Source organism: Fusibacter sp., assembly GCF_057447755.1.
The window spans coordinates 1-3,537 of sequence record NZ_JBVBZF010000358.1; the positions used below are offsets into that span (position 1 = coordinate 1).

5 protein-coding genes are annotated in these 3,537 nt (G+C 35.2%); all 5 read left to right on the forward strand.

The genetic code is table 11. The annotated features are described in order from the left end of the window. The first annotated feature begins 61 nt into the window (after positions 1–61). The 5 genes from AC220I_RS20085 (at position 62) to AC220I_RS20105 (ending at position 3,380) form a co-directional block, all read left to right on the forward strand. The gene (locus AC220I_RS20085; protein ID WP_486725647.1) at positions 62–652 is read left to right on the forward strand and encodes a 50S ribosomal protein L25; all 591 of its coding nucleotides are present in this window, start codon (positions 62–64) and stop codon (positions 650–652) included. 210 nt (positions 653–862) lie between these two features. Then, entirely contained in the window at positions 863–1,384 is a 522-nt protein-coding gene (locus AC220I_RS20090) for a peroxiredoxin (protein WP_486725648.1), read from the forward strand. 188 nt (positions 1,385–1,572) lie between these two features. Then, the gene (locus tag AC220I_RS20095) at positions 1,573–1,896 is read left to right on the forward strand and encodes a hypothetical protein (RefSeq protein ID WP_486725649.1); all 324 of its coding nucleotides are present in this window, start codon (positions 1,573–1,575) and stop codon (positions 1,894–1,896) included. A gap of 34 nt (positions 1,897–1,930) precedes the next feature. After that, the gene (locus AC220I_RS20100) at positions 1,931–2,527 is read left to right on the forward strand and encodes an NUDIX hydrolase (RefSeq protein ID WP_486725650.1); all 597 of its coding nucleotides are present in this window, start codon (positions 1,931–1,933) and stop codon (positions 2,525–2,527) included. Positions 2,528–2,600: 73 nt separating this feature from the next. Next, positions 2,601–3,380: a copper amine oxidase N-terminal domain-containing protein gene (locus AC220I_RS20105; RefSeq protein WP_486725651.1), complete on the forward strand. Its 780-nt coding sequence runs from the start codon at positions 2,601–2,603 to the stop codon at positions 3,378–3,380. Positions 3,381–3,537 lie beyond the last annotated feature (157 nt).

Below are 3,537 nucleotides of genomic sequence, written 5' to 3' on the forward strand. Positions count from 1 at the left end.
ATAGGTTATACTAGAGAGATAGGTATCAATTATGTAAACCTATATTGAGAGGAGTCTCACGATGAAAGTATTATTAAGAGAAGAGTCAAACAAAGAGGTTAAAAAACAAGGTATGATCGCTGGTGTTATTTACGGTAATGATATCGAACCAATGAAAATCAAAGTGGATCGATTAACATTCCATAAAACCTTTGAAAAGATGGGACAAAGTGCGGTGTTTGCTTGTGAAATGGAAGGCAAAACACACAAAGTTTACATTAAGAATATTCAAAGAGAGATTATGACACCAGAAAAAATCATGCATTTTGATCTCTTGAGAGTATCGGCAAGTGATAAGATTCATGCAAAGCTTCAAATTCATATTGCTGGTAAAGAACTTCTTGAGAAAAAAGGATATATGGTTCAACAGAATACAAATGAAATTGACTGTAAATATCCAATTGATGAGAGCCCTTCAGACATCACATATGATTTGTCGACTGCAAAAGTAGGCGATACAATTTTGTTATCTGCTTTAGATATCCCGAGCTTTATAGAAGTACAAAGTGACCACGATTTAGTGATTGTATCTGTATCGCATCCTAGAGTTAAAACAGATATCGAAGATGAAAGCGATGATGAACCCAAACAATTTACAAAAGAAACAGAATAATGAATACGCCAACGGAGCGCTTATCGTCATATGACATAAGCGCTTTTTGTATGCTATAAATTTCGTCTTGTAAAATATTCAGTTTGGAGAGGCGTTAAAAAAATATTCACAATTGATAATAGAAATCATATTGTAATGATTACAAATTATGATATAATCTTTTTAGAACAAGCCAAGGCTTAAATATAATTTTACAGGAGGAATTTAATAATGGAAAGAATCGTAGGACAAAAAGCACCAGATTTTAACATAGCAACGGCTCAAGGAGATGGCAGTGGATTTGGTAGAGTATCTTTAAGTGATTATAAAGGTAAATGGTTGGTATTATTCTTCTATCCACTGGATTTTACATTTGTGTGTCCAACTGAAATTACAGCATACTCTAAAAAATATGATGACTTTAAAGCATTAGGTGCAGACGTACTTGGTGTTAGTATAGATAGTGAACATTCGCACAAAGCATGGATCAATAGTGATTTAGGTAAGCTCAAGTTCCCATTGGGTGCAGACTTGACTAAGAAACTCTCTTCGGATTATGGTGTTTTAATAGAAGACGCTGGTATTGCACTCAGAGGACTATTTATCATTGACCCTGAAGGCGTTGTAAGATACAGTGTAGTTCACGACTTAAACGTAGGCAGAAGCGTAGATGAAACCATCAGAGTTTTAAAAGCACTTCAGACTGGCGGCTTATGTCCAGTAGACTGGGAAGACGGCGATGCCTTACTATAGAGGCGTCTGTACATTTGCCCAAAGATGAATAAAACGAATGATGTATAAGAATACCCCCCGCTTAGAATGTAAGTGGGGGGTATTATAATGATAAAGGCGATAATGATTTAATGGAAAGTTCTTGAAATTTAAGTTAAAATAGAGTTAAAGATAAACGGTGTATTTTTTACATAATAAGGAGAGAGAAAATGAAGACAGTATATCACAATAAATTAGTTCGTGATAGAATTCCTAAAATTATAGCTGAAAGCGGTGCTTTATATGAAGTTTCTAAGTTAAGTGAGGTTGACTATATTAATGCTCTAAAAAACAAACTTGTCGAAGAAGTGCAAGAGTATATTGAGTCTGAGAATATTGAGGAACTTGCCGATATTCTTGAAGTCATTAAATGCCTTCATAAAACACATAATGTATCTGAAGCGGAGATGAAGCAAATTCAACTTAACAAAGAATCATTAAGAGGCTCATTTAATGAGCGAATTAATTTGATTAAAGTTGTTAAACCTAAGTAGGGGTTACCACGATTGAAATACTGAGGGCAGAAATATGATAGAACAAATTACAGTATATGATGAGCAACTCAATAAAATTGGCGTAGAAGACCGTAATACAGTTCACTTAAATGGTAACTGGCATTACGTTTTTCATTGTTGGGTCTATAACAAGTGTCGTAATGAAATTATTTTACAAAGACGAGCGGCAAATAAAGCTCTTTTTCCAAAAAGTTATGACGTTTCTTGTGCTGGACACTATAGCAGTGAAGATACTTTTGAGAGTGTGCGAGAACTAGAAGAAGAGCTTGGCATTAAGACCTCGTATGAACAACTTATTTATCTAAGAGATTTTAAGGATGTCTTTAAAGCAAATGAGATATATGATCGAGAGGTTGCAAGGGTTCATTTATTAATTGTTGATGAATTTGACCCTAAACCCACAACTCCCGAAGAGATTGACAGTATTGCAGTTTGCGATCTAGACGATTTCATCGCTTTGATTGCAGGTGCAACAAGTCATATCGCCATTAAAACACTACTAGGTGAAGCCTCCAATAATATCATTAATGGACAAATGCTCGTACCAAGAGAATTCCCTTACTATCAAAATATATTTGCATTAATTCAGGCACATATTACGAACTTGTAATGTCTTTGCTGGAACTTTCCTTTGTATTCAAGCGTCTTATTGGTATAAAACAAAAGACTTATTGGAGGAAAATATGAAAAAGAATATGATATTAGCATTAACAGGTTTGGTAGTAGCGACTCAGAGCATATTTGCTTTTGCAGATACAAGCAATGAAATTAATACGAACACGATATCAAATGCAGAAACCCTAGCGATTCCTACCCTATACCAAACCACATCGGCATCAGATGAAATTACATCTGCTACAATGAAAGATGCATTGGACCAGTTTAAGGTGATGTATTTGGAGAAGGCAATAGAACTGAATGAACCCGTGAAGTGGATTGATGGCGTTTTAATGGTCCCTGTTAAGCCTATAATGGATCAAATGGGTTATGAAACCAAATGGAATGGGGAAAAACAAGCTGTCGATTTTATCAAAGAGGCTCAGTTCACAAGTATTTATATTGGACAAAATCAATATTTTAAAAACAAAATGGCACCTCATGAACTCAGCCATGCACCGGTAATCAATCAAAACAGAACCTATGTCCCTTTAGAGTTCTTTACGGATATACTTGGGATTGGTCTAAGTGTTGAAGATAAAACAATTCAATTTTCTGACCGTGAAATGGCCATCCATGAAGGTTATATTCAGGACGTTAAAGTAAGTGAAAAGGGTGTGTTGACGATCACCATTTCATCAAAAGAGAAATCTGAAGGCCTTGAGGATCAAGTAATTGTTCATGGTGAAGAAGGCTATTCGATCATCAATTCAAGCATAGCGATCGGTGACTATATTCATGTGATTTCACCACCAATTATGACTTTGAGTTTACCGGGCCAAGCAAGTGCTTATGTCATTTATTAGTAAAGTCATTATGCAATAAAAGGCACATCTTATATGTATAAAAACGAAAGGTACTAGGATCGTAGGCGATCTCAGTACCTTTTTTTTAAAATCATTTGCTTTCATCTGGCTTTGAGCAAGGCGTATCAACTTGCGAAAAGTGGTTAGGTGATTATAG

Coding starts and splice junctions, on each gene's coding strand:
- AC220I_RS20095 (WP_486725649.1), top strand. CDS start 1,573: ATGAAGACAGTATATCACAATAAATTAGTTCGTGATAGAATTCCTAAA.
- AC220I_RS20105 (WP_486725651.1), top strand. CDS start 2,601: ATGAAAAAGAATATGATATTAGCATTAACAGGTTTGGTAGTAGCGACT.
- AC220I_RS20100 (WP_486725650.1), top strand. CDS start 1,931: ATGATAGAACAAATTACAGTATATGATGAGCAACTCAATAAAATTGGC.
- AC220I_RS20085 (WP_486725647.1), top strand. CDS start 62: ATGAAAGTATTATTAAGAGAAGAGTCAAACAAAGAGGTTAAAAAACAA.
- AC220I_RS20090 (WP_486725648.1), top strand. CDS start 863: ATGGAAAGAATCGTAGGACAAAAAGCACCAGATTTTAACATAGCAACG.